Genomic DNA, 26,849 nt, shown 5'->3' with positions numbered 1-26,849 from the left:
GGACAGGTCGGAACGCTTGATCGAAGTCGTGATCCACTGCGTCTGGATCATTCGGCCCATCGGTGATCCATCATCTGTGTGAGATCTCCTCGTACCGAGGTGTGTCCTACATCGAATTCACGGCCGAGCCCTTTATCGACAAGGGCTCGGCCGTCGCACGTCTCTGACCTGGCGCTTCGCGGAATAACCCGTTCGGCGGTACGAACGTCGAAGTGTGGAATTCCTTATTCCACTTGTGGGGACGTGCTCCTGTCGTCAAAACCGTGTCTTACGGACCTTGCCGAATGGGTGGCCAGGACGGCCCGGAGGGGTGATCATGAGGAGACCAGAGCGCACTTCCCATGAGGAGGCACGGGTGGCCGAGACTCTGAAGAAGGGCAGCCGGGTAACCGGCGCCGCGCGCGACAAGCTCGCGGCAGACCTGAAGAAGAAGTACGACTCCGGTGCGAGCATTCGGGCACTGGCCGAGGAAACCGGCCGCTCGTATGGCTTCGTCCACCGGATGCTCAGCGAGTCGGGAGTCACGCTTCGTGGGCGTGGCGGCGCGACTCGGGGCAAGAAGGCCGCCTCGTCCTGATTCGGGCGGCCATCGGTTTCGACGGTGGCCACCCGGTCGGTCAGCAGACCGACCGGGTGGTTACTGTGCAGTCACTTAGCTTCGCTCTGCTGACCGCACTCACCGGAGGCACCCCATGGCTTCGCCCGACCAGGACCTCGTTCCCCTCCTCGACAAGGACGGCGTACGGCTCACCGTGGATGACGCGCTCGCCACGGTGACACTGACCAACCCCGCCAAGCGCAACGCGCAGAGCCCCGCTCTGTGGCGCGCGCTGGGCGAGGCCGGAAGGCTGCTGCCGGGCTCTGTCCGCGTGGTCGTGCTGCGGGGTGAGGGCAAGTCCTTCTCCGCCGGGCTCGACCGGCAGATGTTCACGCCCGAGGGGATCGAGGGCGAATCGTCCTTCATCGACCTCGCGCGCAGTGGTGACGCCGAACTCGACGCCGCCATCGCCGAGTTCCAGGAGGGCTTCACCTGGTGGCGGCGCAACGACGTCGTGTCCGTCGCCGCCGTCCAGGGCCACGCCATCGGCGCGGGCTTCCAGCTCGCGCTCGCCTGTGACGTGCGCGTCGTCGCGGACGACGTGCAGTTCGCCATGCGCGAGACCAGCCTCGGACTGGTGCCGGACCTCACCGGTACGCACCCGCTCGTGAGCCTGGTCGGGTATGCGCGGGCGCTGGAGATCTGCGCGACCGGGCGGTTCGTCCACGCCGAGGAGGCCGTGAACACCGGCCTCGCGAACGTCGCCGTGCCCCTGGACCAGCTCGACGGCGCCGTCCGGGACCTGGCGGCGGCGTTGCTCGCCGCGCCCCGGGACGCGGTCGTCGAGACCAAGGCACTGCTGCGCGGTGCGCAGGGCCGCTCGTACGACGAGCAGCGTGCCGCCGAACGCGCCGCGCAGACCCGCCGCCTGCGGGACCTGGCAGGCATCGGCGAATGACCCGTGCGGTGGGCGCAGGGGCCGGGCGCCGGGCGGGTGCGCCCCGCGTAGACCGGGTGGGCCCCGCGCCGGACGACGGGGCTTCGTGAGGACGGACGCCGGTCAGCCGACCGCGGTCACCAGCACGGCCACCGTCGGCCGATCCGGCAGCGCCCGCTCCACCCTCGCGCGGACCTCCCGGGCCACGTCCAGTGCCCGGTGGTCCGCGCCCACCGCCAGTTCGACCCGCACATGGCGACGCGGCAGGGCGTTCTCCGCCCGCCGTTCCTCCATGTGCACCGGCCGCCCCAGCCGGCCGGTCAGCCGCGCCACACCCTCGACACCGAGCGCGGCGGCGCCCGCACGCCCCTCGTCACCGCCGTCGGCCCCGTCAGGACGCTCCGACTCGGACGGCCGTCCCCCAGAGGGCTCGCCCGCCTGATCCGACGGAGCCACCTGATCCGGCGCAGCCGTCCCGTCCAGCAGGGCCGTCACCGTCAGGTCGACCTCCGTCACCGCCAGGCCGAGTCCTGCCGCCTCGGTGGCCAGCAGCGTGCGCAGGCGGGCCGCCGTCGTCGGCAGCGGCTCCGAGGCGATGGCCCCGAACTCCGCCGTCACCCGCAGCGGCCCCGGCGGCAGAGCGCCCGGCGGCGGGGGTACGGCGGGCTCGGGCGCGTCCGCCGGGTCGGCGAGGCCGATCCGCAGCGGGCCCAGCCGCACGCCCGGCAGATGTTCCGCCGCGCGCCGGAGCACCGCCTCCGTCGCCTCCTCGGAGATCCACGCGCCGTCGCGCGCGCCGCCCAGCGCGAGAAGTCTGCCGAGCACCAGCCGCTGCCGTACCGCCTGTGTGAACCGGTCCGCCGTCATTCCTCCAGCCTGCCGCATTCCCGGGGCGCGATCGCGCAACCCCACTTACCGTGGTCGAAGGACGACGACCGGAAGGGACGTACGGCGATGAGTGACATGACGGAGCGGAACCGGACGCAGACCGCGGAGGGCGAGAGCGAGTCGCCGGTGCAGACCCGCAAGGCCGTCAAGCGCGGCGGCGGGGACCCGTCGACCCGGGGACGGACGACCATCGCCGACGGCGTCGTGGAGAAGATCGCCGGGCTGGCCGCCCGGGACGTCCTCGGGGTGCACGCGATGGGCAGCGGGCTGAGCCGCACCTTCGGGGCGGTACGGGACCGGGTGCCCGGCGGGTCGAAGTCCGTGACCCGAGGGGTGAAGGCCGAGGTCGGCGAGGTGCAGACCGCGCTCGACCTGGAGATCGTCGTCGACTACGGCGTGTCCATCGCGGACGTGGCCAAGGCCGTCCGGGAGAACGTCATCGCGGCGGTGGAACGGATGACCGGCCTCGAAGTCGTCGAGGTCAACATCGCGGTGAGCGACGTGAAACTGCCCGACGAAGAGGACGAGGAACCGGAGTCCCGGCTTCAGTGACACGCCGATGACCCACCACCGAACGGAGGCACCATGAGCATGGCCGTGGTCGGCTTGATCGCCGGCATGGCGCTGGGCTTCGCCGGGTATTTCGGCGGGTTCGGTGCCTTCCTGCTGGTGGCCGCCCTGGGCGCCATCGGCTTCGTCGCCGGCCGGTTCCTGGAGGGGGACCTGGAACTCGGCGACTTCTTCCGCACCCGTGACGACCGGCGCGACCGGCGACGGTGACGTCCGCGAGCGGCGGAGCCGCCGAACTCCGCAGACCCCCGACCGTCGTCCCGCCGGGTGAGCGCGGCGCCACCCGGATCGCCGACCGGGTCGTCGCGAAGATCGCCGGCCAGGCGGCGCGGGAGGCGCTGGGCGCGCCGCCCGAGGACGCCTCACCGCCGTACGCCACCGTCGTCGTCCACCACCACGCCGCCCGGATCCGGGTGCACCTCGAACTCGACTACCCGTGCGACATCGGCGCGCGCTGCGGCCGGGTGCGTCGTCAGGTCGTCGAGCGGGTAGTCGCGTTGGTGGGCATGGAGGTACCGGAGGTCGCCGTCCAGGTGGAACGGCTGCATCCGGTCACGGCGCACGGCGAGGCACAGGGGAGGACGCGATGAGCGAACCCCGGGGCACCAACGGCACCGACAGCACCGAGGGCACCACACAACGGTTGCCGGTCCTGGAGAAGACGCCGGACACGGGCGGGGAGTACGAGGCTCCACCCGTGCTGGACGAGGGAGGCGGGGGAGGCCGGGCCGGCGAGGTCGGCGACTTCGGAGGCAGCGGGCGGTTCTGGTCGGCGCGCCGGGTCCCCGCCGGCATCGTCGCGCTGCTGCTCCTGTGTGTCGCGGGCGCCTTTTTGTACGACGTCGCCGCCGTGCGGGCCGGCCGGGACTCCCTGGCCTGGCGCGGGGACCTGGCCCGGCAGCTCGCCGAGCGGCCCCTGGACGACGCCTGGGTGCTCGTCGGCGCGGGCGTCACCGTGGCCCTCGGCCTCTGGCTGATCGTCATGGCGGTCACGCCCGGCCTGCGCGCGGTCCTGCCGATGCGGCGCACCCACGCCGACGTACGCGCCGGACTGCACCGCGAGGCCGCCGCCATGGTGTTGCGGGACCGGGCCATGGAGGTGGCCGGTGTGCAGTCGGTGCGCGTGCGGGTGCGCCGGGCCCGCGCCGACGTCCGGGCGCTCTCCCACTTCCGCGAACTGGACGACGTACGCGAGGACTTGGACGCCACGCTCGCCGAAGCCGTCAGGGGGCTGGGGCTGACCCGGTCGCCCGCCCTGTCGGTACGGGTGACGCGGCCCGGACGGAAGGGGTGAGGCAGGTGCTCAGGACCGTCAACCGGGTACTGCTCGCCGTCGTCGGCCTCGTCCTGGTGGTGATCGCGGGCTCCGCGCTCGCCGTCGGACTGGGGGCCCCGGCGCCCTCGTGGTGGATCCACGACAGCCGGCACGACGTACTGCTGAACGACATGGAACGCACCCGGTGGCGCGACGCCGGCTGGTGGTGGCCCACCGTCATCGCCGTGCTCGCCGTCCTCGTGCTGCTCGCCCTGTGGTGGCTGACCGCGGTCCTGCGCCGACGCCGCCTCACCGAGGTCGTCGTCGACACCGGCGACGGAGAGGGCGCGCTGCTGCGGGGGCGGGCCCTGGAAGGCGTGCTGGCGGACCAGGCGGGCACCCTGGACGGCGTGGCCCACGCCCAGGTCCTGCTCACGGGCGGCCCGTCCGCCCCGGAGACCCGCGTACGGCTCCAGCTGGAACCGCAGGTGGATCCGGGGGCGGCCCTGTACGACTTCACGGCGGGCGCGCTGGCCCACGCCCGCGCTTCGGCGGGCCTGGAGTCACTGCCCGCGGAGGTCAGGCTGACCGCGGTCAGGCACCGTGCGGAGCGGGTGAGCTGAGCGGTTCAGAACCCGTGCCGCATCCCTCCGTCGACCGGCAGCATGACCCCGGTCAGGTAGGACGCGGCCGGTGACAGCAGGAACGCGGCGGCGCGCCCGAACTCCTCCGGGCGCCCGTACCGCCGCAGCGGAATCCGGGACTCGTTCGCCGCCCGGGTGGCCTCCGGGTCGGCGGACAGCCCGTCCAGTTCGCGCACGCGATCCGTGTCGATGCGGGCGGGCAGCAGTCCCACGACCCGGATGTCGCGCGGTCCCAGCTCGTCCGAGAGCGACTTCGCGAAGCCGGCGAGCCCCGGGCGCAGCCCGTTCGAGATGGTCAGCCCGGGAATCGGCTCGTGCACCGACCCGGACAGCACGAACCCGATGACACCACCCGCGTTCAGCTCGGCGGCGGCCTCCCGCGCGAGCCGCACCGCGCCGAGGAACACCGACTCGAACGCGGTCTGCCACTGCTCGTCCGTGTTGTCGGCGACGAAGCCAGGCGCCGGCCCACCGACGCTGACGAGGATGCCGTCGAAGCCGCCGAAGTGCTCGCGGGCGGCGGCGATCAGCCGTGCGGCGGCCTCGGGGGCGGCGTTGTCCGCGGCCACGCCCACCGCGTTCGGGCCGAGGTCGGCCGCCGTGTCGGCGACGCGCTTCTCGTCCCGGCCCGTGATCACCACCTTCGCGCCGTCGGCGACCAGCTCGCGCGCGGTGGCGTTGCCGAGGCCACGGGTGGCCCCGGTGACGATGTACACCCGGTCCTTCAGTCCAAGATCCATGGTCCCTATCCTGCCTGCTCCTCGCCGAACAGGGTGAGGGCGGTGTTGACCAGACCGATGTGACTGAACGCCTGGGGGAAGTTGCCGAGCTGGACCCCGGTCACCGGGTCGTACTCCTCGGCCAGCAGACCCACGTCGTTGACGAGGCCCACCAGCCGTTCGAACAGCTCCCGCGCCTCCTGGGTACGGCCCGTCATGTGCAGGGCGTCCGCGAGCCAGAAGGAACACGCGAGGAAGACGCCCTCGCCGCCGGGCAGGCCGTCCACCGGTGACTCCGCGGCGCTGTAGCGGCGTACGAACCCGTCGTGGCCCAGTTCGTCGCGCACCGCGTCGATGGTGCCGATCACGCGCGGATCGTCGGGCGGCAGGAAGCCGACGCGCGGGATGAGCAACAGCGCGGCGTCGAGTTCACGCGAGCCGTAGTACTGCGTGAACGTGTTGCGCTGCGAGTCGTAGCCCTTCTCGCAGACCTCGTGGTGCACCTCGTCGCGCAGGGTGCGCCAGCCGTCCAGGTCGCCGTCGAGGTCGGGGTAGGTCTCCAGGGCCCGCACCGCGCGGTCGGCGGCCACCCACACCATCACCTTCGAGTGGACGAAGGGCCGGCGTCCGCCGCGCACCTCCCACAGCCCCTCGTCCGGCTGCTGCCACGAGAACTGCAGGAACTCCAGGAGCACGCTCTGCAGGGACCACATGTGCGGCTTCGCGGGCAGTCCCCCCTTCCGGGCCAGCCACAGCGAGTCCATCACCTCGCCGTACACGTCCAATTGGAGCTGGTTGACGGCCTCGTTGCCGATCCGTACGGGCTGGGACCCGGCGAAGCCGGACAGCCACGGCAGCTCGGACTCCGGCAGCCGCCGTTCGCCCGCCAGCCCGTACATGATCTGGAGGTCCGCCGGGTCGCCGGCCACCGCGCGCAGCAGCCAGTTCCGCCAGGCCTCGGCCTCCTCCTGGTAGCCGCACGCCAGCAGGGCGCCCAGGGTGAGGGTGGAGTCGCGCAGCCAGCAGAAGCGGTAGTCCCAGTTGCGCACCCCGCCCAGCTCCTCGGGCAGCGAGGTGGTGGCCGCGGCCACGATGCCGCCGGTCGGCCGGTAGGTGAGCGCCTTCAGGGTGATCAGGGAGCGCATCACGGCGTCCCGGTGCGGACCGTCGTAGCGGCATTGTGCCGCCCACGCCCGCCAGTCGGCGACGCTGGTCTCCAGGGACTCGTAGGGGTCGACGAGCGGCGGGCGCGGCTCGTGCGAGGGGTGCCAGGTGAGGACGAAGGCGACCTTCTCGCCCTCCTCGACGGTGAACTCCGAGTGGGTACCGAAGTGCTCGCCCCAGGTGTGCACCGGGGGCTCGCTGCGCAGCCACGTCGAGTCGGGTCCCGCGACGGCCACCCGGTGGCCGTCGGACCGGCGCACCCACGGCACGACCGAGCCGTAGTCGAAGCGCAGCCTGAGCGTGCTGCGCACGGTGACGCGGCCCTTCAGCCCTTCCACGATGCGTACGACGTCCGGGGCCTGGTGTCGCTGCGGCATCAGGTCGGTGACCCGCACGCTGCCCTCGTCGGTGTCCCACTCGGTGTCCAGGACCAGGGTGTCGGGGCGGTAGGCGCGCCGCGTACATCGTTCCGCGTCCTTCGGCGCGATCCGCCAGTGGCCGTTCTCCTCGTCGCCGAGCAGTCTGGCGAAGCAGGCCGCCGAGTCGAAGCGGGGCAGGCAGAGCCAGTCGACTGAGCCGTCCAGGCCGACCAGGGCCGCGGTCTGTTCGTCGCCGATCAGGGCGTAGTCCTCGATACGGGGGTGCACGCAGTGCGGGTTCCCGGCGGAACGGTGCGGCAATCCGGGGCGGGACCGGGTGGGTGAAGATCACACCACCGCGGGTTCCGCCTCCTCCGTCGCCTGCTCGGCCTGCGCCTCCCGGCGGTCGCGCTGTTCGCGCCGGACCAGGACCACCCAGCCGATCGGCACGCCCGCGGCGAACAGCCACCACTGGATGGCGTACGCGTAGTTCAGCGCCGCGTCCTCGTCGCCGGGGCTGCCCACCAACTCCGGGGCGTCGCCCTTCGGCTCGGGCTCGGTCTGCGCGATGTAGCCGCCGAGCACCTGGGCGTCGAGGCGGCGCGCCTCCTGCTCGCTGTTGATCAGCATGACCTGCCGGTCCGGCAGCCCCTTGAGGTTCTTGATGCCGCTCGCCGCGGTCGTCTCGTCGGGCATCAGACGGCCGGTGACCGTGGTCTCGCCGCGGGCCGGGGCGGGGACCTTCGGGAACGCGGTCTGGCTCGGGCCGTCCGCGGGGATCCAGCCCCGGTTGACGAGCAGTACCTTGCCGTCCGTCAGGACGAACGGGGTCAGGACGTGGAAGCCGACGGTCTCGTCGGCGTTGACGCGCCGCCTGACGACGACCTCGTGCTCGGTGTCGAAGCGGCCCTTCGCACTCACCGTGCGGTACCGCTCGTCGGTGGTGACGGTGTGTCCGGGGGAGGTCAGCCGCTCCACAGGCACCGCGTCGGCGGAGAGCGCGGCGGCGACCAGCTGGTTGCGTGCGGTGCGCTCCTCGTAGCGGTGCATCTGCCAGATGCCCAGCCTGATCATCGTGGGGATGAGCACTAGGGCGACCAGCGTGAGGATCACCCACTGCCGGGACAACAGGAAGCGGTACACCCCACGACCGTACAACTCGGTCGCGGGGTGTCCGGAGGCGGGTACCGGAAGGAGAGCTTCCGGAGCTGTCTCAGACCTTGTCGACGATGCCCACCCTCCCCTCCGCGCGGGCGCAGTGGGCACCGCAGAACCAGTGGCCCTCGACCTCGACGCCCTGCCCGATGATCTGCACCCGGCAGTGCTCGCAGATGGGGGCCATGCGGTGGATCGCGCAGGAGAAGCAGTCGAAGACATGCACCGCGCCCTGCGCGTGCACCTCGAAGCTCATCCCGTAGTCGTTGCCGCAGACTTCGCATGTCGCCATGGGCCACAGGGTGGGCGCTCGGTGCCCCAGGGGCGAGCGGGCGCCGGGCGAGTCGTACGACAATCACCCGTCCGTACGGTCGCCGTCGCCCGGTCCCTACGGCTGCTGCTCCGACGCCGGCTCGACATCCCGGAGGAGCTGTCCGAACGCCGCCTCGTCCACCACGGGCGTCCCGAACTGGCGCGCCTTGACCACCTTCGAGGTGCCCGAGTCCGGGTCGTTGGTGACGAGCAGGCTGGTCAGCCGGGACAGGCTCGTCGCGACATGCAGGCCGGCCTCGGTCGCGCGGTCCTCCAGGAGGTCGCGCTCGATCGACGTGTCCCCGGAGAAGGCGATCCGCATGCCCTGCTTGAGCCGCCTGCCGTCCTCGTACCGCCCAGGGTTGCGGTAGGGGCAGGCGGGCCGCTTGCGGGCGGGGCGCCAACCGGTCTGCCGGTAGCCGCCGCCGTGGCCCGCCGGCTGACGGGGGACGGCCCGGTCGGTCCACTCGGTCAGCGGCCGGCACTCGTGCAGCGGCAGCCGTACGCCACCCGCCGCCGCGGCCCGCAGACTCGGCCGGAACGCCTCCGCCAGGACCCGGGCGTCGTCCAGCGCGTGGTGCGCCCGCTGCTGCACGACACCGAAGTGCGCCGCCAGGGTCTCCAGCTTGTGGTTGGTCAGCGGCAGGCCCAGCTCCTTGGAGAGCGCGATGGTGCACAGCCGCTGCCGCACCGGCGCCTCGCGCTCCGCGCGCGCGTACTCCCGCGCGATCATCTGCCAGTCGAAGACCGCGTTGTGCGCGACGAGCACCCGGCCGTCCAGCCGGGCCGAGAACTCCTCGGCGACCTCCTGGAAGAGGGGCGCGCCCTCCAGCACGTCGCTCGTCAGGCCGTGGATCCACACCGGGCCGGGATCCCGCTCCGGGTTGACGAGTGTGTACCAGTGGTCCTCGACCTCACCGCGCGCGTCCAACCGGTAGACGGCCGCGGAGATGATCCGGTCGTCCCGGGCCAGGCCGGTGGTCTCGACGTCGACGACCGCGTATCCCTGCGGATACACGGCCGGCCACGCGGTGGGGGAGGACGCCGCCCTCATACGGTCTTCGAGCATGGTCCCTGAGGATACGGGCCGCGACTGACACCGCCGTCCCCACCCGTCGTCAGGCCCGCTCCCACGGCGGCCGGTTGGGGCCCGTCCGGGCGGCGAGCGTCGGTGCCGGGCGGCGCGGGCGCGGGGTGCGATCCTCCCGGGGTGACCTCACCCACACATGACGAGGCCCACGGACGTGCGCTCGGTGCCCGCCTCAACTGGCTGCGGGCGGCCGTCCTCGGGGCGAACGACGGCATCGTGTCCACCGCCGGCCTGGTCGTCGGCGTGGCCGGCGCGACCGGCGACCGCTCGGTCCTGCTCACGGCCGGGCTGGCCGGACTGCTCGCCGGTTCGCTCTCCATGGCGGCGGGGGAGTACGTCTCCGTCTCCACGCAGCGCGACTCCGAGAAGGCCGCACTGGCCCTGGAGAAGCGGGAGTTGAGGGAACAGCCGGAGGCCGAACTGGAGGAACTCACCGAACTCCTGGAGGAACGGGGACTCACCCGGGAGGTGGCCCGGGAAGCGGCCGTGCAGTTGACGGAGCGTGATGCGCTCAGGGCGCACGCGCGCGTGGAGCTCGGTATCGACCCCGACGACCTCACCAACCCGTGGCACGCGGCGTGGGCGAGCTTTCTGGCGTTCACGGCGGGGGCGGCGCTGCCGCTGCTGGCGATCGTCCTGCCGTCGGCGGACCTGCGGGTGCCGGTCACCGTGGTGTCGGTGCTGGCGGCACTCGTCCTCACGGGGTGGAGCAGCGCGCGGCTGGGGGCGGCGGACGTGCGGCGGGCGATGCTGCGGAACGCGGGGGGCGGGGCGCTGGCCATGGCGGTGACGTACGGGGCGGGGGTGCTGCTGGGGGCGGCGGGCATCCGGTGACCGGCGTCCGTGACCGCCGCGCGCCGGCCGGTGCCTCTTGGCGGAGATCGCCAACAAGCAAGCGCGTACCGTCGGAAATACTTGTGGGTAACACCGTCTAGCCGTGGCCGACCAGCGGTTCTACCGTGCGGGGCATGCCGAACCTGCCCGATGTCGTGCTCTGGTCCATACCCGCCTTCGTCCTGCTCACCGTGGTCGAGATGATCAGCGTCCGTGTCCATCCCGACGAGGACGCCGCCGGATACGAGACCAAGGACGCGGCCACGAGCGTCGGCATGGGACTCGGGAGCCTGGTCTTCGACCTGCTCTGGAAGATCCCGATCGTCGCCCTCTACACTGCGGTCCACGAACTCACCCCGCTGCGGGTGCCCGTGCTGTGGTGGACCGTCCCCCTGATGCTGCTCGCGCAGGACTTCTTCTACTACTGGTCCCACCGCGGCCACCACGTCATCCGCATCCTGTGGGCCTGCCACGTCGTCCACCACTCAAGCCGCCGCTTCAACCTCACCACCGCACTGCGCCAGCCCTGGACCTCGCTGACCGTCTGGCCGTTCTACGTCCCCCTGGTGGCCCTCGGCGTGCACCCGGCCGCCCTCGCCTTCTGCTCCTCCGTGAACCTCGTCTACCAGTTCTGGATCCACACCGAGCGGATCGACCGGATGCCGCGCTGGTTCGAGTACGTCTTCAACACGCCGTCGCACCACCGGGTCCACCACGCCTCTCAGGGCGGCTATCTGGACCGCAACTTCGGCGGCATCCTCATCGTCTGGGACCGCCTCTTCGGGTCCTTCGTCGCCGAGACCGTGCGGCCCGTCTACGGGTTGACCAAGAACATCGACACGTTCAACCCGATCAGGGTGGCCACCCATGAGTACCTCGCGATCGTCAAGGACGTGAAGGCGGCCACCGGTTGGCGCGAGCGCGCGGGGCGGGTGTTCGGGGGGCCCGGGTGGCAGCCCGAGCCATCGCCCGCGAAGCAGGCGGCCGGGGAGACCGTGGTCGCGTGAGCGTCCGCCGTGTCGTCGTCCCCCTCGTCGTGGTCCGCGGCGCCTTCGCCCTGGCCGTCCTTCTCGACCTGGTCTCCCTCGCGGCCGGCTTCGACCCCGGCCACACCGTCGCCAAGCCCCTCCTGATGCCGCTGCTGGCGGCCTGCGCCGTCCTGTCCGGCGCACCCCGGCTCCTCCTCGCCGCGCTCCTGTGCGGCTGGGGCGGCGACGTCCTGCTGCTGCTCGACCCGGAACCGGCCTTCCTCGCCGGCATGGCGTGCTTCGTGGCCGGTCATGTCTGCTACCTCGCGCTCTTCAGGGCCCACGTCACGAGGTACGGCGACGCCCGCGCGCGCAGGGGCCTCCTGGTCCTCCCCTACGCCACCGCCCTCGTCGTCACCGTCGCCCTGCTCCGGCCGGACCTGCCTCCCGACCTCCGGGTCCCCGTCGCCGGCTACAGCCTCCTGCTCACGGCCATGGCGTACACGGCCGCGGCCCGGCTCGGCCCCGTCGCCGGCCTCGGGGGTGCGCTCTTCCTGCTGTCCGACACCCTGATCGCGACCGGCGTCGCCGACTGGCCGCAGCCCCCGCGCCCCGACCTCTGGATCATGCTCACCTATGTCGCCGCGCAGTCCCTGCTGGTCACGGGCGTCCTCGGCGCCCGGGAAGCGCGCCCGGCGCCGACGACGACGTACGGTGAAGTGCGCTCGACCACCCCCTGAGCGCACCCGAAGAGCAGACCCCGCACGAGAAGGACCCTCGCCATGCGCGCCACCACCATCCACGCCCCGTACGACATGCGCGTGGAGGACGTGCCCGAGCCCGTGGTGCGGCTGCCCACCGACGCCGTCGTCCGGGTGCTGCGCGCCTGCATCTGCGGCAGCGACCTGTGGGCGTACCGCGGCGAGGCGAGCCGGCAGCCGGGGCAGCGCATCGGGCACGAGTTCCTCGGCGTCGTCGAGGAGACCGGCTCCGAGGTCGCGACCCTGCGCCGCGGCGACCTGGTCGTCGCCCCCTTCATGTGGTCCGACGGCGTCTGCGACTACTGCCGCGAGGGGCTCACCACCTCCTGCGAGCACGGCGGCTTCTGGGGCGCCGTCGGCCACGACGGCGGTCAGGGCGAGGCCGTGCGGGTCCCCTTCGCCGACGGCACGCTCGTCCGGCTGCCCAAGGCGGCGGCCTCCGACGACCATCTGCTGTCCTCCCTGCTGACCCTGTCCGACGTCCTGGGCACCGGCCATCACGCGGCCCTCGGCGCCGGAGCCCGCCCGGGCGCCACGGTCGCCGTCGTGGGCGACGGAGCCGTCGGCCTGTGCGCGGTCCTCGCCGCCAAACGCCTCGGTGCCGAGCGGATCATCGCGCTCGGCCGCCATCAGGCCCGCACCGACCTCGCCCGCCGCTTCGGCGCCACCGACGTGGTCGCCGAGCGCGGGGACGCGGCCGTCGAGGCGGTCCGCGCACTGACCCGCGGACAGGGCGCGCACGCCGTCGTCGAGGCGGTCGGCACCGAGCAGTCCATGCGCACGGCCCTGGACATCACCCGCGACGGCGGCGCCATCGGCTTCGTCGGTGTGCCGCACGGCAGCGGCACCGGCCTCGACCTCGGCGTCATGTTCGACCGGAACATCGCGCTGCGCGGCGGGGTCGCGCCGGTCCGCGCCTACATCCCCGACCTGCTGCCCGACGTCCTGGACGGCAGCCTCGACGCCTCACCCGTCTTCGACCTGACCATCGGCCTGGAGGGTGTCCCCGACGGCTACAGGGCGATGGACGAGCGCACCGCCCTCAAGGTGATGATCACCCCCTGAGGCGAGGCCGGGACCTCACCAGTGGATCGGCACCGGCAGCGCCGTCAGCAGTCCCGACACCGCGACCACCACACCCAGCGCGACGACCTCCGCGCGCGCGGGCGAGCAGGCGGTCAGCGGGTCGGCGGCCCTGCCGAGCCGGATCCGCGCCCACAGGGCGAGCACGGCGACGGCGGCCACGAGGAACATCTTGGCCAGCAGGACGCGCCCGTACGCCGTCGTCGTCAACTGCTCCAGGACCGTGTCCGCCGGCATCCGACGCAGCGCACTCCACACCCCGGTCGCCGTGACGGCGGCGAGCAGAACGGCCGCCACGCGCGCGTAGAGCCCCAGCAGGGCTGCGCCCGCCTCCGAGGGACCCCAGTACTGCAACGTCCGCAGCGCGTACAGCAGACCGCCCACCCACAGCGCCGCACAGGTCAGATGGACCAGCGTCAGCCCGGAGCCGACCAGGGGGCTCTGCTCGGGCGTGGGATGCGCGCGCAGGGCCTCCGCCACCACCACCGCGGCCAGCGGCCACACCTGCGTCACCGGCCGTGCCGAGAGCGCGCACACCCCGGCCACCAGGAACGCGTTCACCTCCAGCAGCGCGAGCTTCCCCTCACGCGAGGCGTAGAGGCCGCCGACGTCGATCTCGGCGAGGCCGCCCGGCACCAGGTTTCCCGTCGCCACGACCGACGCGAGCCCCAGCGCGGCGACGCATCCCACGGCGGCGGCGTACGGGGCCCAGCCGCGGGGCGCGGCCCGGGGCGCGCCGGGCAGGGACCGGGCCAGTCGGCGCACGAACACCTCACCCACCGGGACGGCCAGCGCGGCGAACAGCACGGCCCGCAGGAGGGCGATCCCACCGACCCCGGGGGCGGCGGCCTCCCCGGTGCCGTGCAGCGCGGCGGACGGCCCCAGCAGCGGCACCAGCGCGGCCAGCACCACCAGGAGCAGGACGGCGACGGCCCGGCCGGCCCCGGAACGCCGTACGGGCTCGCTCGCGTCGGACATCCCGGGCGTGGGTCTGATCAAGGTCACCTCAAGATCTTCACCAGACGCCGCAGAACCGGGCAAGTCCAGGAAACATCTGGGGGTACAGCCCGGGAGGGCGCCCCCTGAAGGGCGCCCTCCCGCAGTCGTGACCGCACTGTGCGGTGTCGACCGAATCCATCCGGATCAATGCCGCTGTCGTTACCTGGTGACGGCGTCCAGCGCGTCCGCGATGCCCCAGCCGTAGAAGCCGTTGCGGTTCTTCGACCCCTCGCAGACCGCGTCCACCTTGCCGTCGTTGTCGATGTCGTACGGGTCGGTGCACGGCGTGGCGTCGGCCTCGGCGTACAGCAGCGCCTTCACCAGGGCCGGCGAGGCGTGCGGGTGCGTCGACTTGATCAGGGCGGCGACGGCCGCGACATGCGGGCTCGCCATCGACGTACCGGCCATGTAGCCCCACTTGCCGCCGGGCAGCGTGCCCAGGATCAGACCGCTGGTCGCGGGCGGCGCCGGCGTCTGGTAGGCCGTCGAGTCGCCACCGGGGGCGGCGATGTCGACGACCCCGCGGCCGTAGTTGGAGAAGGACGACTTGATGCCCTTGGCGCCCGTCGCCGCGACCGTCACGACACCCGGCAGCTGGGTCGGTATGTCGAGGCACTCCGAGGGGTCGATCACCCGGTCGGAGGGCGTGCCGTCGTTCGGCGAGACGGGGTCGGTGATCTCGTCGGCCGCGAGGTCGTAGTTCTCGTTGCCGGCCGCCGCGACGTTGACCGCGCCCTTCTTCTCCGCGTACCGCGAGGCCCGGCCGATGGCGTCCACCAGCGCCTTCTGGTCCGGGTCGGTCGTGCAGTTGAAGTACCAGGGGTCGGTGTAATAGCTGTTGTTCGTGACGTCGACGCCGTGCGTGGCCGCCCACATGAAGCCGCACACCACGGCCTCGGTGTAGAAGTAGCCGGCCGTGGTCGACACCTTGATGCCGGCGACCTTCACACCGGGCGCGACGCCCGTCATGCCGACGCCGTTCTTCGCGGCCGCGATCTCACCGGCCACGTGCGTGCCGTGCGGGCTCTCCGACGCGCTCGGCCGCCACGCCCCGTCGGTGGTGTCGGGCTTGCCCGTCACACAGTTGACCGACGCGGCACGGTCGAAGTTCGGCGCGATGTCGGGGTGGGTGTCGTCGACACCGGTGTCGATGACGGCGACCGTCACCTTGCTGCTGCCGAGGGACTTCTCGTGCGCCTTGTCCGCCTTGATGGCGGGCAGGTCCCACTGCAGGGGCTCCAGCGGGTCCTGCCCGGCGGCGGCCTTGGCCTCGGCGGCGGCGACCTGTGCCGCGCTGAGCGCCTTCGGCGTGCCCAGGTCGGTCGTCGACTGGGCGGGCAGCGGCGCGTTGCGGGTGTTGCCGGCCGACTGGACGCCCTTCACCTTGCGGATCGTCTTGGCGAAGTCGGCGTTCGACGAGTGGACGACGATCACGCCGATCTTCTCGTACGACGCCACGATCGTGCCGCCGGCCGCGGTGATGGCCTTCTTCACCTGCGAGGAAGGGCCGTGCCCGGGGCGGACGTTGACGACATAGCTGAGCGCGGTCGCGTCCGCCGTGCCGACCGAGGCGAGGACGTCGTTCACGCTGCCGGTGACGCCGGCCAGGGTGGCGGGCGCATCGGCCGCGACGGCCGTGGTGGGCCAGAACGCCATCGCCGTGGCCATGGCCATTCCGAGCGGGACGGCGATCGCGCGACGGTAGCGCGCGTGGGGCGCGGTCATGATGAAAGTGTCTCCAGTTCGTTCGCGGTACGAAACGTGCTGTGCGGGGCTTCCGGGGGTGGAGCGTCGGCGCGTACGGGTCACTTCACCGCGCGCAGCGCGTTCACGATGCCGTGCCCGTAGAAGCCGTTGTTGTACTTGCCGCCCTTGCACACCGCGTCCTGCGTGCCGTTGCCGTCCTGGTCGTAGGAGTCCGGGCAGGCGGTGGCGGTCGCCTGTGCCTTGAGCAGCGCCTGGAGCTGGGCCGGGGACGCCTTCGGGTGCCTCGACTTCAGCAGCGCGGCGACACCCGCGGCGTGCGGGGAGGCCATCGACGTGCCCTGCAGGAAGCCGTACTCGCCGTTCGGCAGGGTGGACAGGATGCGGCCGTTCTTCGACGGTGTGTCCGGGATCTGGTAGAGCCGGTCGCCGCCCGGCGCGGCGACGTCGACGACGCCCTTGCCGTACGTCGAGAAGTACGACTTGAGGTTCTGTACGCCCGTCGAGCTGACCGTGACCACACCCGGCAGCTGTGTCGGCACGTCGAAGCACTCGTGCGGGTCGACGGTCCGCTCGACCGGCGTGGAGTCGTCGGGGCTGCTGGCGTCGACGAGCGCGTCGGAGTCCAGGTCGTGGTTGGAGTTGCCCGCCGCCGCCACGTTGAGCGTGCCCTTCTTCTGGGCGTACAGCTGGGCCCTGTTGACCGCGTCGACGATGGCCCGCTGGTCCGGGTCGTCCATGCAGTTGTAGAGCCACGGATCGACGTAGTAGCTGTTGTTCGTGATCTCGACGCCGTGGTCGGCGGCGAACACGAAGGCGCACACGACGCTCTCCGGGTAGAAGAGGCCGTTGCTCGGGTCGGTCACATTGATGCTCGACACCTTCACCCCGGGGGCGACACCGGCCACACCGATGCCGTTGCGGGCCGCGGCTATCTCACCGGCCACGTGCGTGCCGTGGTAGTCGTCCGCGGTGTACGGCCGCCAGGCGCCCTCGGTGGTGTCCGGGACACCGCCGTCGCAGTTGGCCGACTGGGACGCGGAGAAGTTCGGGGCGATGTCCGGGTGGGTGTCGTCGACGCCGGTGTCGATCACGGCGACGGTGACCTTGCGGCTGCCCGGGTTGATCTTCGCGGCCTTGTCGGCGCCGATCGCCCGCAGGTCCCACTGGTCGGCCTCAAGAGGCTCGCCGGCGGGCGTCGCCGCGGACGCGCTCGCGATCTTCGCGGCCTGCTCCTTCGACAGGAGCTGCGCCTCTCCCTCGTCCGTCGTGCCCGCGGCGGTCAGCGGCGAGGTGCGCGTGGCACCCGCCGACTGCACCCCGCGCACCGCGCGTATCGCCTCGGCGAAACCCGGGTTCGACGAGTGGACGACGATCACGCCGATCTTCTCGTACGTGATCACGACGGTGCCGCCGGCCGCCGGCACCGCCCTCTTCACCGCGTCGATCGTGCGGCGGTCCAGCTTGGTGTTGACGACGTACGACAGACCGGGCGCGTCCACCGCCCGCGCGGAGGTCCCGGAGGTCCCGGCGGTGAGCGGGGCGGCCGACGCGGCCGCGGGCAGGAAGCCCAGCGAGGCCGTGAGGGACAGCGCGACCGGTACGGCGAGGGCGAGGCGGCGTCTGGAACGCAGATGAGGCATGGGGTCTCCACATCATCCGGAAACGAAACCGGCCCGAGACACAGATGGCGCTCGGGCAGGTACATGACGGGTGGTGCACGCCGAAGCTATCTCTCGAAGTCGCTGGCCAGCAATGACTTACCCGAAGTGACTTCGGAAAGAAGCACGCGTTGTTGAACCGGGGCCAGCGCGCCGCCGTGACCTTGAGCAGGGACCGCGAGGACACTCGCCCCCCGTCCCCGTGACAACCGCATCCGCAACGCGAGGAGACTCCGTGGCCACCGACGCACCGCCCCCCTCGAAAGAGGAACACAAACTCCCCTCACCCGAGGAGTTCACCGAGGTGGCGGAGAGCGCGGAGTTCGGTGAACTGCGCCGCTCCTACCGCTCCTTCGCCTTCCCGCTGACCGTCGGCTTCATCGCCTGGTACCTGCTGTACGTCCTCCTGTCGAACTACGCGGGCGACTTCATGGGCACCAAGCTCTTCGGCAACATCAACATCGCCTTCGTCTTCGGCATCGCCCAGTTCCTCACCACCTTCCTCATCGCCTGGTGGTACTCGCGGCACGCCGCCGCGAAGCTCGACCCCAAGGCCGAGGCCATCAAGTCCCGAATGGAGGGCGGCGCATGAGCCCCGCGATCACCCTGGCGGCCGGCGAAGCCAGCGAGCACCGGCCGCTGATCATCTCCCTGTTCGCGGTGTTCGTCGTCGCGACCCTCGTCATCACCGTCTGGGCGGGCCGCCAGACCAAGGACGCCGCCGACTTCTACGCCGGCGGACGCCAGTTCAGCGCCTTCCAGAACGGCCTCGCGGTCTCCGGCGACTACATGTCCGCCGCGTCCTTCCTCGGCATCGCGGGCGCCATCGCCCTCTTCGGGTACGACGGCTTCCTGTACTCCATCGGCTTCCTGGTCGCCTGGCTGGTGGCACTGCTCCTGGTGGCCGAGCCGCTGCGCAACTCCGGCCGCTACACCATGGGTGACGTCCTAGCGTACCGCATGCGCCAGCGCCCGGTCCGGACGGCCGCCGGCACCTCCACGATCGTCGTCTCGATCTTCTACCTGCTGGCCCAGATGGCGGGCGCGGGCGTCCTCGTCTCGCTGCTGCTCGGCATCACCTCCGACGCGGGCAAGGTCGCCATCGTCGCCCTCGTCGGCGTCCTGATGATCGTGTACGTCTCCATCGGCGGCATGAAGGGCACCACCTGGGTCCAGATGGTCAAGGCCGTGCTGCTCATCAGCGGCACGATCCTCATCACGTTCCTGGTGCTGCTGAAGTTCAACTTCAACATCTCCGACCTGCTGGGCACCGCCGCCGAGAAGAGCGGCAAGGGAACCGCCTTCCTGGAGCCCGGCCTCCAGTACGGCGCGACCGGCACGTCCAAGCTGGACTTCATCTCCCTGGGCATCGCCCTGGTCCTGGGCACCGCCGGCCTGCCGCACATCCTGATCCGCTTCTACACGGTGCCCAACGCCAAGGCCGCCCGGAAGTCCGTGAACTGGGCCATCGGCATCATCGGCGGCTTCTACCTGATGACCATCGCCCTCGGCTTCGGCGCCGCGGCGCTGATCTCCCAGGAAGAGATCATCGCGTCCAACCCCTCCGGCAACACGGCGGCACCCCTGCTCGCCCTGCACCTAGGCGGCGTCGACTCCGCCTGGGGCGCGATCCTGCTCGCCACCATCTCGGCGGTGGCCTTCGCGACGATCCTCGCCGTGGTCGCCGGCCTCACCCTGGCCTCGTCCTCGTCGTTCGCCCACGACATCTACGCGAACGTCATCAAGAAGGGCAAGGCCACCGAGAAGCAGGAGATGAGGGCGGCCCGGCTGGCCACCATCGGCATCGGTGCCGCCTCCATCCTCCTGGGCGCCCTCGCCCGCGACCTGAACGTCGCCGGCCTCGTCGCCCTCGCCTTCGCGGTCGCCGCCTCCGCCAACCTGCCGACGATCCTCTACAGCCTGTTCTGGAAGCGGTTCACCACCCAGGGCGCCCTGTGGTCGATCTACGGCGGTCTCGTCGTCGCCGTCGGCCTGGTGCTGTTCTCGCCGGTGGTCTCCGGCGACCCCAAGGCGATGTTCCCCGACGTGGACTTCGCCTGGTTCCCGCTGAAGAACCCCGGCATCATCTCGATCCCGTTCGGCTTCGTGATGGGCTGGCTCGGCACGGTCCTGTCCAAGGAGGAGCCGGACGTCGCCAAGTACGCGGAGCTGGAGGTCCGGTCCCTGACCGGCACCGGAGCGCACTGACCAGCGCTGTTCCGCACCGACCCCGCTCGTGCCGAGGCCGCGTCGTAGATCCCTACGACGCGGCCTCGGCACGTCTCGTGGGATCGGGCCCTGTCGATGTCGGAGCTGTCACGTAGGCTCGCAGGTGACGGAAAGAGTTGACCCGCGACGAGGGAGGGGGCCCACGTGCTCATCGACACCTACGGCCGGGTGGCCACCGACCTGAGAGTCTCGCTCACCGACCGCTGCAATCTGCGCTGCACGTACTGCATGCCGGAGGAGGGCCTGCAGTGGCTCGCCAAGCCCGATCTGCTCACGGACGACGAGATCGTGCGGCTCATCGACATCGCCGTCACCTCGCTCGGCATCGAGGAGGTCCGCTTCACCGGCGGTGAGCCCCTGCTGCGCCCCGGTCTGGTCGGCATCGTCGAGCGCGTCGCCGCCCTGGAGCCGCGCCCTCAGATGTCCCTCACCACCAACGGCATCGGCCTCAAGCGCACCGCGGCGGCCCTGAAGACGGCCGGCCTGGACCGGGTCAACGTCTCCCTGGACACGCTGCGCCCGGACGTCTTCAAGACCCTCACCCGCCGCGACCGCCACCGGGACGTCATCGCCGGCCTGGAGGCCGCGCGCGACGCGGGCCTGACGCCGGTCAAGGTCAACTCGGTCCTGATGCCGGGACTGAACGAGGACGAGGCCCCGGACCTGCTGGCCTGGGCGGTGGAGCACGACTACGAACTCCGGTTCATCGAGCAGATGCCCCTGGACGCCCAGCACGGCTGGAAGCGCGACGGCATGATCACCGCCGGGGACATCCTGGCGTCGCTGCGCACCCGCTTCGACCTCACCGAGGAGGGCGAGGGAGAGCGGGGTTCGGCCCCCGCCGAGCGCTGGATCGTCGACGGCGGCCCGCATCGCGTCGGCGTCATCGCCTCCGTCACCCGCCCGTTCTGCGCGGCCTGCGACCGTACCCGGCTGACGGCCGACGGCCAGATACGCACCTGCCTGTTCGCCTCGGAGGAGACCGACCTGCGCGCCGCCCTGCGCTCCGACGCCCCGGACGAGGAGATCGCCCGGATCTGGCGCCTGGCCATGTGGGGCAAGAAGGCGGGTGCGGGTCTGGACGATCCCTCCTTCATCCAGCCGGACCGGCCCATGTCGGCGATCGGCGGCTAGGTCCTGCCGGGATCCGACTCCCACTCCGCCAGCGGGACCACGTCCTTCAGGAACCCGCGCACTCCGAGGAACTGCGACAGATGCTCTCGATGCTCCTCGCACGCGAGCCACGTCTTGCGCCGCTCCGGCGTGTGGAGCTTCGGGTTGTTCCACGCGAGGACCCATACGGCGTCGACACGGCAGCCCTTGGCGGAACAGATGGGGGTCTCGTCACTCACGGGTTCGTCTCAAAGTCGGTAGAAAAGGCGACGCCGAGCAGCCACGGGGGGAGCTGCCCGGCGTCGGTCTGTCGCTCCGACGGGGGATGCGGAGCGCTAACGAAGTATGTCACGGGTAACCCGCCGCCCGGCACTGGAACAACATGATTGATCTGAGCTTTTCTTGAGCTTGGCGAGGGGGTGACTTCCGCTTATGGCCCCTCGGAGACGCCCCGTGATCATGCCCGTTCGTGCGGATCGGCCGCCACGTCGTCCGGGGCGGATCGAGCGAAACCGTCCTCCGCTCGCGGCAGCGCGATCATCGGCGGGACCGGAGTGGTGACGAACGTCGACGGCAGCGAGGGCGCGTTCTCCCGCCCCGCGTTGGCGATCACCACGGCGACATAGGGGAGGAGCGCCCCGAGCACGAGGGCGACGATCGCGACGTGCCGTTCGACGTTCCACAACGTCACCGCGAGGATCACCGAGAGCGTGCGGACCAACATGGAGATGACGTACCGGCGCTGTCGTCCGCGCACATCCTCCTGGAGGCCCGTCCGGGCCCCGGTGATCCGGAACACCTCGACGTTGCCGCCGCCATGCTGCTTCCGCATCGCATTCCACCATCCGCCCGTATCGGACTCGCCCCGCCCCGTACCCGGTCCGCCCCCGCTCGGGGAGCGGCACCCGGACAGCATCCACGGTACGCCGAGCATGCGCCGCCTACGAGACCGGGGCCTCTCCCACCGGGACGGACATCCTCGGCCATAGCGCGTACGGACCTACCCGACATGCGCCGTAGGGCGAACGGGCCGACACTGGGCGTAATGCTCGCGTAGAGCCGTACGAGGAGGCATCCATGGGCTGGTTGTGGGCGATCATTGTCGGGTTCGTACTGGGTCTGATCGCGAAGGCGATCATCCCGGGCAAGCAGCACAGCCCTCTCTGGCTGACGACCATCTTCGGCATCCTCGGTGCGATCGTCGGCAACGCGATCGCCCGTGCCGCGGGCGTGGACGCCACCTCCGGCATCGACTGGACGAGGCATCTCTTCCAGCTCGTCGCCGCGGTCGTCATCGTCTTCCTGGGCGACATGGCGTACATGGCGACGCTCGGCCGGAACAAGCAGCGAACCTGAGGGCGGACAGGCACGGCGAAGGGGGCGGTCTCCCGCACGGGAGACCGCCCCCTTCGCCGTTGCCCTGCAACAGGCCGTACAGCCGGCGGGCCGTACAGCCGGTCAGGCGCCCGTGACCTCGACCGCCGCCAGGTTCTTCTTGCCGCGGCGCAGCACCAGCCAGCGCCCGTGCAGCAGGTCCTCCTCGGCGGGGACGGCGTCCTCCGCGGCGACCTTGGTGTTGTTCACGTAGGCGCCGCCCTCCTTGACCGCCCGACGTGCCGCCGACTTGCTGGGGACCAGGCCGACCTCGGCGAACAGGTCGACCACCGGGCCGAGCCCGGCGACCTGGATGTGCGGCAGCTCGGAGAGGGACGCGGCCAGCGTCTTCTCGTCGAGCTCCGCGAGGTCGCCCTGGCCGAACAGGGCCTTCGACGCGGCGATCACCGCGGCTGTCTGGCCGGCGCCGTGCACCAGCGTCGTCAGCTCCTCCGCCAGCGCGCGCTGCGCGGCCCGGGCCTGCGGACGCTCCTCGGTCTGCTTCGCCAGCTCTTCGAGCTCCTCACGGGACCTGAAGGAGAGGATGCGCAGGTACGTCGAGATGTCCCGGTCGTCCACGTTCAGCCAGAACTGGTAGAACGCGTACGGCGTCGTCATCTCCGGGTCGAGCCAGACGGCGCCGCCCTCGGTCTTGCCGAACTTGGTGCCGTCCGCCTTGACCATGAGCGGTGTCGCCAGGCAGTGCGCCTCGGCCTCGGGCTCCAGCCGGTGGATCAGGTCGAGACCGGCGGTGAGGTTGCCCCACTGGTCGCTGCCGCCCTGCTGAAGGGTGCAGCCGTACCGCCGGTACAGCTCCAGGAAGTCCATGCCCTGGAGCAACTGGTAGCTGAACTCCGTGTAGCTGATGCCCTCCTGGGACTCCAGGCGCCGGGCGACCGAGTCCTTGGTGAGCATCTTGTTGACGCGGAAGTGCTTGCCGATGTCCCGGAGGAACTCGATGGCCGACAACCCGGCCGTCCAGTCCAGGTTGTTGACCATCACCGCGGCGTTCTCGCCCTCGAAGGACAGGAACGGCTCGATCTGTCCGCGCAGCCGGGTCACCCAGTTCGCGACCGTCTCCGGGTCGTTCAGCGTGCGCTCCGCCGTGGGCCGCGGGTCGCCGATCTGGCCGGTCGCCCCGCCCACCAGGGCCAGCGGGCGCAGCCCCGCCTGCTGGAGCCGGCGCATGGTGAGCACCTGCACCAGGTGGCCGACGTGCAGACTGGCCGCCGTCGGGTCGAAACCGCAATAGAACGTGACGGGACCGTCCGCGAGCGCCTTGCGCAAAGCGTCCTCGTCAGTGGACAGGGCCCACAGGCCACGCCACTTGAGCTCGTCGACGATGTCCGTCACGGTTCTCGCATCTCCTCGGGTGATCTTCGTGCAGTCCTGCCGCAGTCGAGTGACTACCGGCTACGAGGTTATACGCCCTGACTGACAGAGCTCATATTGAAGTCCGGCACCCTCAGGGCGGGCATCGCGGCCCTGGTGAACCAGTCGCTCCACTCCCTCGGCAGCGTCTTCTCGGTGCGCCCGGCCTCGGTGGCCCGGCCCAGCAGACCGACCGGCGACTCGTTGAACCGGAAGTTGTTGACCTCGCCGCTCACCTCGCCGTTCTCGACGAGATAGACGCCGTCCCGGGTCAGCCCGGTGAGCAGCAGCGTCGCCGGGTCGACCTCGCGGATGTACCAGAGGCAGGTCAGCAGCAGCCCGCGCGTGGTGTTCGCGACCATCTCCTCCAGGGACCGGTCCTCGCCCCCGTCCAGGATCAGGTTGTCGATGCCCGGCGCCACCGGCAGCCCGGTCAGCTCCGCACTGTGCCGGCTGGTCAGCAGGCTGCTCAGTTCGCCCTCGCGCACCCAGTCGGTGGGGGCCAGCGGCAGCCCGTTGTCGAACACCGACTGGTCGCCCCCGGAGGAGTGCGCCAGCACGAAGGGCGCGGACTCGAGGCCCGGCGCGTTCGGGTCGCTGCGCAGGGTCAGCGGCAGATCGCTGAGCCGCTCGCCCAGGCGGGTGCCGCCGCCCGGCTGGGAGAACACCGTGCGGCCCTCGACCGCGTCCCGGCCCGACGCCGACCACATCTGGTAGATCAGCAGATCCGCCACGGCGGTCGGCGGCAGCAGCGTCTCGTACCGCCCCGCGGGCAGCTCGATCCGCCGCTCGGCCCACCCCAGTCGGAGGGCCAGCTCGGTGTCGAGCGCCCCCGGGTCGACGTCCTTGAAGTCCCGGGTGGAGCGGCCCGCCCACGCCGAGCGGGTACGGTCCGGCGACTTGGCGTTCAGCTCCAGCGTCCCGTTGGGCTGGTCGTGCCGCAGCCGCAGCCCCGTCGACGTGCCGAGGTAGCTGGAGACCAGCTCGTGGTTGGCGAAGCCGTACAGCTCGCGTCCGCCCGCCCGCGCGCGGGCGAAGGCCTCGCCGAGCGCCGGGGCGAAGTCGGCGAACACGGCGGAGGAGGTCTCGGCGGGCCCGTCCGTGAAGTCGGGCGCCTGGGGCACGCCGGTCACCAACGGCCGCGCGTCCTCGGCGGGTTCGGCGCCGCGCGCGGCGGCCTCCGCGGCCCGCACCAGGGGCTCCAGCTCGTCCGCGGTCACGGCCGACCGCGAGACGACACCGGAGGCGGTGCCCTCCTTGCCGTCGACGGTCGCGATGACGGTGACCGTACGGCCGCGGGTGACGCCGTTCGTGGTGAGCGCGTTGCCCGCCCAGCGCAGGTTCGCGGTCGACTGCTCGTCCGCGATGACCACACAGCCGTCGGTCCGGGACAGGGCGAGAGCGCGCTCGACGATCTCGTGCGGCTTGTTCGTACGAGGACTCATCGACCGGCCTCCTGCGTGGTGTTGAGGATGTTGACGCCCTTGAAGAGGGCCGACGGGCAGCCGTGCGAGACGGCCGCGACCTGGCCCGGCTGGGCCTTGCCGCAGTTGAAGGCGCCGCCCAGGACATAGGTCTGCGGACCGCCCACGGCTGCCATGGAGCCCCAGAAGTCGGTGGTCGTGGCCTGGTAGGCGACGTCCCGCAGCTGCCCGGTGATCCGCCCGTTCTCGATCCTGAAGAACCGCTGCCCGGTGAACTGGAAGTTGTAGCGCTGCATGTCGATCGACCAGGAACGGTCGCCGACGACGTAGATCCCGCGGTCCACGCTCCCGATCAGGTCGTCGGTCGACATCCCGGCCGGGTCCGGCCGCAGGGACACGTTGGCCATGCGCTGCACGGGCACATGGCCGGGGGAGTCGGCGAAAGCGCACCCGTTGGACCGTTCGAAGCCGGTCAGCCGCGCGATCCGCCGGTCCAGCTGGTAGCCGACCAGCGTGCCGTTCCGCACCAGGTCCCAGGACTGGCCCGCGACGCCCTCGTCGTCGTACCCGACGGTCGCCAGGCCGTGCTCGGCGGTGCGGTCACCGGTGACGTTCATCAGCTCGGAGCCGTAGCGCAGCTTGCCCAGCTGGTCGAAGGTGGCGAAGGAGGTGCCGGCGTAGGCCGCCTCGTAGCCGAGCGCCCGGTCCAGCTCGGTGGCGTGCCCGATGGACTCGTGGATGGTCAGCCACAGGTTGGACGGGTCGACCACCAGGTCGTACACCCCCGCCTCGACGCTCGGCGCCCGCATCTTCTCGGCCAGCAGCTCCGGGATCCGCTCCAGCTCCGCGTCCCAGTCCCAGCCGGTGCCGGTCAGGTACTCCCAGCCACGCCCCACGGGCGGCGCGATGGTCCGCATGGAGTCGAACTCGCCGCTCGACTCGTCGACGGACACGGCGGTCAGCTGCGGGTGCAGCCGGACGCGCTGCTGGGTGGTCACGGTCCCGGCGGTGTCGGCGTAGAACTTGTTCTCATGGACGGTGAGCAGCGAGGCGTCCACGTGGTTGACGCCGTTCGCCGCCAGCAGCCGCGCGCTCCACCCCGCCAGCAGCGCCGCCTTCTCCTCGTCGGGCACGGAGAACGGATCGATCTCGTACGACGAGACCCAGGTCCGCTCGGCGTGCACGGGCTCGTCGGCCAGCTCCACGCGCTCGTCCGACCCGGCCGCCTTGATCACCTGGGCGGAGAGCTTGGCCATCTGCACGGCCTGCGAGGCGACCCGGGCGGCGGCGTCCATGGTCAGGTCCACGCCCGACGCGAACCCCCAGGTGCCACCGTGCACCACCCGCACCGCGTACCCGAGGTCGGTGGTGTCCGACGTCCCGGAGGGCTTCGCGTCCCGCAGCCGCCAGGACGCGCTGCGCACCCGCTCGAACCGGAAGTCCGCGTGATCCGCGCCCAGCGCACGCGCGCGTGCCAGCGCGGCATCGGCCAAGGCGCGTAGGGGAAGCGCCGTGAAGGCTTCGTCGATCGTATGAGGCACGGGGATCTCCCTGAGGTCGTGGCCTGTCGGCTCCGATCATGTCGCGCGGGCGGGTGTGCGGACCACACGTTTCCCTCGGAGTTCCGCATCTTTCTGTAGGGACCCGACAGCGAGGCCCCCGAGCCACTGTGGATGCCCGATTGCCCGCCCGCGGGC

29 protein-coding genes are annotated in these 26,849 nt (G+C 71.5%); 15 read left to right on the top strand and 14 right to left on the bottom strand.

Annotated elements, in window-relative coordinates; all coding sequences use genetic code 11:
• The first annotated feature begins 355 nt into the window (after positions 1 to 355).
• Positions 356 to 577 (top strand): helix-turn-helix domain-containing protein, encoded by a 222-nt coding sequence (locus ACZ5VD_RS23110; RefSeq protein ID WP_004002281.1) that lies wholly within the window; start codon positions 356 to 358, stop codon positions 575 to 577.
• A gap of 115 nt (positions 578 to 692) precedes the next feature.
• A complete protein-coding gene (locus ACZ5VD_RS23105; RefSeq protein WP_468683124.1) occupies positions 693 to 1,496 on the top strand; it encodes an enoyl-CoA hydratase/isomerase family protein in 804 nt (267 codons plus the stop codon).
• 102 nt (positions 1,497 to 1,598) lie between these two features.
• Here ACZ5VD_RS23105 and ACZ5VD_RS23100 read toward each other — a convergent pair whose 3' ends face one another.
• Positions 1,599 to 2,342: a nucleopolyhedrovirus P10 family protein gene (locus ACZ5VD_RS23100; protein ID WP_468683122.1), complete on the bottom strand. Its 744-nt coding sequence runs from the start codon at positions 2,340 to 2,342 to the stop codon at positions 1,599 to 1,601.
• Between the two features lie 87 nt (positions 2,343 to 2,429).
• On the opposite strand from ACZ5VD_RS23100, the gene ACZ5VD_RS23095 reads away from it, so the two are divergent.
• The 5 genes from ACZ5VD_RS23095 to amaP are packed head-to-tail and all read left to right on the top strand — an operon-like array spanning position 2,430 to position 4,811.
• Positions 2,430 to 2,915 carry an Asp23/Gls24 family envelope stress response protein gene (locus tag ACZ5VD_RS23095; RefSeq protein ID WP_468553987.1) on the top strand — a complete coding sequence of 162 codons (486 nt, stop codon included), beginning with the start codon at positions 2,430 to 2,432 and terminating at the stop codon, positions 2,913 to 2,915.
• A gap of 33 nt (positions 2,916 to 2,948) precedes the next feature.
• On the top strand, positions 2,949 to 3,143 hold the full coding sequence (locus ACZ5VD_RS23090; RefSeq protein ID WP_468683121.1) for a hypothetical protein: 195 nt from the start codon (positions 2,949 to 2,951) through the stop codon (positions 3,141 to 3,143).
• Positions 3,140 to 3,523: a hypothetical protein gene (locus ACZ5VD_RS23085; RefSeq protein WP_468553986.1), complete on the top strand. Its 384-nt coding sequence runs from the start codon at positions 3,140 to 3,142 to the stop codon at positions 3,521 to 3,523. The genes ACZ5VD_RS23090 and ACZ5VD_RS23085 overlap by 4 nt, the downstream gene beginning before the upstream one ends.
• Positions 3,520 to 4,227: a DUF6286 domain-containing protein gene (locus ACZ5VD_RS23080; RefSeq protein ID WP_468683119.1), complete on the top strand. Its 708-nt coding sequence runs from the start codon at positions 3,520 to 3,522 to the stop codon at positions 4,225 to 4,227. Before ACZ5VD_RS23085 ends, ACZ5VD_RS23080 begins: the two co-directional genes overlap by 4 nt.
• A complete protein-coding gene (gene amaP, locus ACZ5VD_RS23075) occupies positions 4,224 to 4,811 on the top strand; it encodes an alkaline shock response membrane anchor protein AmaP (RefSeq protein WP_468553984.1) in 588 nt (195 codons plus the stop codon). Before ACZ5VD_RS23080 ends, amaP begins: the two co-directional genes overlap by 4 nt.
• 5 nt (positions 4,812 to 4,816) lie before the next feature.
• Here the strand turns inward: amaP and ACZ5VD_RS23070 are convergent, their stop codons facing one another.
• The 5 genes from ACZ5VD_RS23070 to ACZ5VD_RS23050 all read right to left on the bottom strand — a co-directional run bounded on the left by ACZ5VD_RS23070 (position 4,817) and on the right by ACZ5VD_RS23050 (position 9,610).
• Positions 4,817 to 5,572 carry an SDR family oxidoreductase gene (locus tag ACZ5VD_RS23070; RefSeq protein WP_468683118.1) on the bottom strand — a complete coding sequence of 252 codons (756 nt, stop codon included), beginning with the start codon at positions 5,570 to 5,572 and terminating at the stop codon, positions 4,817 to 4,819.
• A gap of 5 nt (positions 5,573 to 5,577) precedes the next feature.
• Positions 5,578 to 7,362 (bottom strand): glycoside hydrolase family 15 protein, encoded by a 1,785-nt coding sequence (locus ACZ5VD_RS23065; RefSeq protein WP_468553982.1) that lies wholly within the window; start codon positions 7,360 to 7,362, stop codon positions 5,578 to 5,580.
• Positions 7,363 to 7,422: 60 nt separating this feature from the next.
• A complete protein-coding gene (locus tag ACZ5VD_RS23060) occupies positions 7,423 to 8,217 on the bottom strand; it encodes an SURF1 family cytochrome oxidase biogenesis protein (protein ID WP_468683115.1) in 795 nt (264 codons plus the stop codon).
• A 70-nt stretch (positions 8,218 to 8,287) separates the two neighbouring features.
• Positions 8,288 to 8,521 (bottom strand): hypothetical protein, encoded by a 234-nt coding sequence (locus tag ACZ5VD_RS23055; protein ID WP_468553980.1) that lies wholly within the window; start codon positions 8,519 to 8,521, stop codon positions 8,288 to 8,290.
• A gap of 96 nt (positions 8,522 to 8,617) precedes the next feature.
• Entirely contained in the window at positions 8,618 to 9,610 is a 993-nt protein-coding gene (locus tag ACZ5VD_RS23050; protein ID WP_468553979.1) for a DEDDh family exonuclease, read from the bottom strand.
• Between the two features lie 141 nt (positions 9,611 to 9,751).
• Between ACZ5VD_RS23050 and ACZ5VD_RS23045 the strand changes: the two genes are divergently transcribed.
• The 4 genes from ACZ5VD_RS23045 (at position 9,752) to ACZ5VD_RS23030 (ending at position 13,259) form a co-directional block, all read left to right on the top strand.
• The gene (locus tag ACZ5VD_RS23045; protein ID WP_468553978.1) at positions 9,752 to 10,465 is read left to right on the top strand and encodes a VIT1/CCC1 transporter family protein; all 714 of its coding nucleotides are present in this window, start codon (positions 9,752 to 9,754) and stop codon (positions 10,463 to 10,465) included.
• A 134-nt stretch (positions 10,466 to 10,599) separates the two neighbouring features.
• Positions 10,600 to 11,472 carry a sterol desaturase family protein gene (locus ACZ5VD_RS23040; RefSeq protein WP_468553977.1) on the top strand — a complete coding sequence of 291 codons (873 nt, stop codon included), beginning with the start codon at positions 10,600 to 10,602 and terminating at the stop codon, positions 11,470 to 11,472.
• Entirely contained in the window at positions 11,469 to 12,173 is a 705-nt protein-coding gene (locus tag ACZ5VD_RS23035; protein WP_468683114.1) for a lysoplasmalogenase, read from the top strand. The genes ACZ5VD_RS23040 and ACZ5VD_RS23035 overlap by 4 nt, the downstream gene beginning before the upstream one ends.
• A gap of 42 nt (positions 12,174 to 12,215) precedes the next feature.
• A complete protein-coding gene (locus ACZ5VD_RS23030) occupies positions 12,216 to 13,259 on the top strand; it encodes a zinc-dependent alcohol dehydrogenase family protein (protein ID WP_468683113.1) in 1,044 nt (347 codons plus the stop codon).
• 15 nt (positions 13,260 to 13,274) lie between these two features.
• Here ACZ5VD_RS23030 and ACZ5VD_RS23025 read toward each other — a convergent pair whose 3' ends face one another.
• The 3 genes from ACZ5VD_RS23025 to ACZ5VD_RS23015 all read right to left on the bottom strand — a co-directional run bounded on the left by ACZ5VD_RS23025 (position 13,275) and on the right by ACZ5VD_RS23015 (position 17,623).
• Positions 13,275 to 14,282 carry a CopD family protein gene (locus ACZ5VD_RS23025; protein WP_468683111.1) on the bottom strand — a complete coding sequence of 336 codons (1,008 nt, stop codon included), beginning with the start codon at positions 14,280 to 14,282 and terminating at the stop codon, positions 13,275 to 13,277.
• A gap of 153 nt (positions 14,283 to 14,435) precedes the next feature.
• The gene (locus tag ACZ5VD_RS23020; RefSeq protein ID WP_468553973.1) at positions 14,436 to 16,001 is read right to left on the bottom strand and encodes a S8 family serine peptidase; all 1,566 of its coding nucleotides are present in this window, start codon (positions 15,999 to 16,001) and stop codon (positions 14,436 to 14,438) included.
• 80 nt (positions 16,002 to 16,081) lie between these two features.
• The gene (locus tag ACZ5VD_RS23015; RefSeq protein ID WP_468683109.1) at positions 16,082 to 17,623 is read right to left on the bottom strand and encodes a S8 family peptidase; all 1,542 of its coding nucleotides are present in this window, start codon (positions 17,621 to 17,623) and stop codon (positions 16,082 to 16,084) included.
• Between the two features lie 253 nt (positions 17,624 to 17,876).
• On the opposite strand from ACZ5VD_RS23015, the gene ACZ5VD_RS23010 reads away from it, so the two are divergent.
• From ACZ5VD_RS23010 to moaA, 3 genes are all read left to right on the top strand, one after another.
• A complete protein-coding gene (locus tag ACZ5VD_RS23010; protein ID WP_468553971.1) occupies positions 17,877 to 18,233 on the top strand; it encodes a DUF485 domain-containing protein in 357 nt (118 codons plus the stop codon).
• On the top strand, positions 18,230 to 19,849 hold the full coding sequence (locus ACZ5VD_RS23005) for a solute symporter family protein (RefSeq protein ID WP_468553970.1): 1,620 nt from the start codon (positions 18,230 to 18,232) through the stop codon (positions 19,847 to 19,849). The genes ACZ5VD_RS23010 and ACZ5VD_RS23005 overlap by 4 nt, the downstream gene beginning before the upstream one ends.
• A gap of 165 nt (positions 19,850 to 20,014) precedes the next feature.
• Positions 20,015 to 21,004: a GTP 3',8-cyclase MoaA gene (gene moaA, locus ACZ5VD_RS23000; RefSeq protein ID WP_468553969.1), complete on the top strand. Its 990-nt coding sequence runs from the start codon at positions 20,015 to 20,017 to the stop codon at positions 21,002 to 21,004.
• Here the strand turns inward: moaA and ACZ5VD_RS22995 are convergent.
• Both ACZ5VD_RS22995 and ACZ5VD_RS22990 read right to left on the bottom strand, forming a co-directional pair.
• On the bottom strand, positions 21,001 to 21,222 hold the full coding sequence (locus ACZ5VD_RS22995) for a hypothetical protein (protein WP_468553968.1): 222 nt from the start codon (positions 21,220 to 21,222) through the stop codon (positions 21,001 to 21,003). The genes moaA and ACZ5VD_RS22995 overlap by 4 nt on opposite strands.
• 218 nt (positions 21,223 to 21,440) lie before the next feature.
• On the bottom strand, positions 21,441 to 21,815 hold the full coding sequence (locus ACZ5VD_RS22990; protein ID WP_468683107.1) for a DUF3099 domain-containing protein: 375 nt from the start codon (positions 21,813 to 21,815) through the stop codon (positions 21,441 to 21,443).
• A gap of 245 nt (positions 21,816 to 22,060) precedes the next feature.
• On the opposite strand from ACZ5VD_RS22990, the gene ACZ5VD_RS22985 reads away from it, so the two are divergent.
• The gene (locus tag ACZ5VD_RS22985; protein WP_468553966.1) at positions 22,061 to 22,339 is read left to right on the top strand and encodes a GlsB/YeaQ/YmgE family stress response membrane protein; all 279 of its coding nucleotides are present in this window, start codon (positions 22,061 to 22,063) and stop codon (positions 22,337 to 22,339) included.
• Positions 22,340 to 22,441: 102 nt separating this feature from the next.
• Here the strand turns inward: ACZ5VD_RS22985 and tyrS are convergent, their stop codons facing one another.
• The 3 genes from tyrS to ACZ5VD_RS22970 form a co-directional block, all read right to left on the bottom strand.
• Positions 22,442 to 23,710, bottom strand: a complete 1,269-nt coding sequence (tyrS, locus tag ACZ5VD_RS22980) for a tyrosine--tRNA ligase (protein WP_468553965.1) — start codon at positions 23,708 to 23,710, stop codon at positions 22,442 to 22,444.
• A gap of 68 nt (positions 23,711 to 23,778) precedes the next feature.
• Positions 23,779 to 25,173 (bottom strand): metallopeptidase TldD-related protein, encoded by a 1,395-nt coding sequence (locus ACZ5VD_RS22975; RefSeq protein WP_468683106.1) that lies wholly within the window; start codon positions 25,171 to 25,173, stop codon positions 23,779 to 23,781.
• Positions 25,170 to 26,693 (bottom strand): TldD/PmbA family protein, encoded by a 1,524-nt coding sequence (locus ACZ5VD_RS22970; protein WP_468553963.1) that lies wholly within the window; start codon positions 26,691 to 26,693, stop codon positions 25,170 to 25,172. Before ACZ5VD_RS22970 ends, ACZ5VD_RS22975 begins: the two co-directional genes overlap by 4 nt.
• Between the last annotated feature and the right edge of the window lie 156 nt (positions 26,694 to 26,849).

The organism is Streptomyces sp. NPDC032822 (assembly GCF_055578825.1).
The sequence above is the reverse complement of the archived record's forward strand: the minus strand, read 5'-3'. Positions and strand labels throughout refer to the sequence as shown.

Bases quoted from the DNA above. Each gene is read 5' to 3' on its own strand.
- ACZ5VD_RS23105 (WP_468683124.1), top strand. From the start codon at position 693: ATGGCTTCGCCCGACCAGGACCTCGTTCCCCTCCTCGACAAGGACGGC.
- ACZ5VD_RS23100 (WP_468683122.1), bottom strand. From the start codon at position 2,342: ATGACGGCGGACCGGTTCACACAGGCGGTACGGCAGCGGCTGGTGCTC.
- ACZ5VD_RS23095 (WP_468553987.1), top strand. From the start codon at position 2,430: ATGAGTGACATGACGGAGCGGAACCGGACGCAGACCGCGGAGGGCGAG.
- ACZ5VD_RS23090 (WP_468683121.1), top strand. From the start codon at position 2,949: ATGAGCATGGCCGTGGTCGGCTTGATCGCCGGCATGGCGCTGGGCTTC.
- ACZ5VD_RS23080 (WP_468683119.1), top strand. From the start codon at position 3,520: ATGAGCGAACCCCGGGGCACCAACGGCACCGACAGCACCGAGGGCACC.
- ACZ5VD_RS23070 (WP_468683118.1), bottom strand. From the start codon at position 5,572: ATGGATCTTGGACTGAAGGACCGGGTGTACATCGTCACCGGGGCCACC.
- ACZ5VD_RS23055 (WP_468553980.1), bottom strand. From the start codon at position 8,521: ATGGCGACATGCGAAGTCTGCGGCAACGACTACGGGATGAGCTTCGAG.
- ACZ5VD_RS23050 (WP_468553979.1), bottom strand. From the start codon at position 9,610: ATGCTCGAAGACCGTATGAGGGCGGCGTCCTCCCCCACCGCGTGGCCG.
- ACZ5VD_RS23040 (WP_468553977.1), top strand. From the start codon at position 10,600: ATGCCGAACCTGCCCGATGTCGTGCTCTGGTCCATACCCGCCTTCGTC.
- ACZ5VD_RS23030 (WP_468683113.1), top strand. From the start codon at position 12,216: ATGCGCGCCACCACCATCCACGCCCCGTACGACATGCGCGTGGAGGAC.
- ACZ5VD_RS23020 (WP_468553973.1), bottom strand. From the start codon at position 16,001: ATGACCGCGCCCCACGCGCGCTACCGTCGCGCGATCGCCGTCCCGCTC.
- ACZ5VD_RS23015 (WP_468683109.1), bottom strand. From the start codon at position 17,623: ATGCCTCATCTGCGTTCCAGACGCCGCCTCGCCCTCGCCGTACCGGTC.
- ACZ5VD_RS23005 (WP_468553970.1), top strand. From the start codon at position 18,230: ATGAGCCCCGCGATCACCCTGGCGGCCGGCGAAGCCAGCGAGCACCGG.
- ACZ5VD_RS22990 (WP_468683107.1), bottom strand. From the start codon at position 21,815: ATGCGGAAGCAGCATGGCGGCGGCAACGTCGAGGTGTTCCGGATCACC.
- ACZ5VD_RS22985 (WP_468553966.1), top strand. From the start codon at position 22,061: ATGGGCTGGTTGTGGGCGATCATTGTCGGGTTCGTACTGGGTCTGATC.
- ACZ5VD_RS22975 (WP_468683106.1), bottom strand. From the start codon at position 25,173: ATGAGTCCTCGTACGAACAAGCCGCACGAGATCGTCGAGCGCGCTCTC.